Raw genomic sequence first — 1,426 nt, forward strand, 5'->3', positions numbered from 1 at the left:
GGCAGATTCAAGCGGTGATCGCAACAAACGTGGTCGGGTTGGACAGTAGTCGTTCGAGTTCTTCGGCGGGCGTGCGATAGCCGAGGCGTTTGCGTGGTCGGGCGTTGAGTTCGGCGGCGACGTTGTCGAGCCATCCTGGTCCGTAGAAGGCCAGGTCGGTGCCTTTGGGGAAGTACTGGCGCAGAAGTCCGTTGGTGTTCTCATTGGTGCCGCGCTGCCACGGGGAGTGCGGGTCGGCGAAGAAGATCGGTAGGCCGGTGGCTTCGGTGATCTTGGTGTGAAGTGCCATTTCCTTGCCCTGGTCCCAGGTCAGCGACAGCCGCAGCACCTCGGGGATCTGCGGAATCTTGGTCGTCATCGCCGCCGCGACGGTTTCGGCGGTCCGATCACCGGGCAGGTGCAGTAGCACCACGAACCCGGTGCTGCGCTCGACCAACGTGCCGATCTGTGAGGCTCCGCCCGCACCGATGATCAAGTCTCCCTCCCAGTGCCCGGGGATCGCCCGGTCAGCGGCCTCGGCGGGACGCTCGCTGATGGAGATCATGTCTTTGATCTTGCCGCGGGTCTCAGAGCTGGTACGGCCCTGCGGTTTCCGCACGATCCGGCCAGCGCGTAGGGCGGCCTTGACTGAGCGGGCCAGCTCTCCACGCGGCAGCAGGTACAGGGCCTGGTAGATCGTCTCGTGTGACACCCACATCTCCGGATCCTCGGGAAACCTCTGGCGCAGCCGGCCCGCGATCTGCTGGGGGCTGTGCCGCTGATGCAAGCCTTGCAGAACCACCGTCCACAGCGCGGGATACAACTGCAACGTCCGCAGCTTGGGGCGTTTGGCCTGCTCCTGGGCATGAGCCTGCCCGACCCGGGCCCGGTATCCCGAGGCCGTCGCGCCGCGGTTGATCTCGCGGCCGATCGTTGATCGGTGTCGCCCCAGGAACTCCGCCACCTGGGCTGGGCGGTAGCCCTGTTCCAGCAACTGCTCAAGGCGGCAGCGTTCCAGAAACGTCAGCGCTGCCCGCGGCGCAACGCCGGGATCGCCGGAGTCGACAACGGTCAGGCATTCAATGGTCCTGGGCACGTACCCAGCCTTTTTGATCCACCGTTTAGCGGCCGGTTCCGACACGCCCGCCGCCTTGGCGGCCTGTTGTGGTGAATGCCCGGCAGACAACGCGCCCCAGAACACATCCCTAGCGGCCTGGGAGTACTTGACCTTCTTGGCATGCCGATCGTGCTGATGCCCAGCCTGTCTGGCCCAGGCACATCCCGTGACGGCAGCGATCCCAACGACCGTTGCCGCCGCTGAGGGGGTCAACCCCGCGCTTAACGCCTCAAAGAACTCCGCACGCACCGAATCGGGATACCGAAACCGAACCCCACCCATCACACAACACCCTTCAATCAGGTGTTGCGATCACCACTTGAATTCGCC

Annotated in this window: 1 protein-coding gene; it reads right to left on the bottom strand. The window is 64.9% G+C overall.

Features of this window, described 5'->3' with window-relative positions; all coding sequences use genetic code 11:
• Positions 1-7 precede the first annotated feature (7 nt).
• The gene (locus ACZY0X_RS31195) at positions 8-1,180 is read right to left on the bottom strand and encodes an IS30 family transposase (protein ID WP_463775892.1); all 1,173 of its coding nucleotides are present in this window, start codon (positions 1,178-1,180) and stop codon (positions 8-10) included.
• Between the last annotated feature and the right edge of the window lie 246 nt (positions 1,181-1,426).

It is taken from the genome of Mycobacterium sp. IDUB_39 (assembly GCF_055419205.1).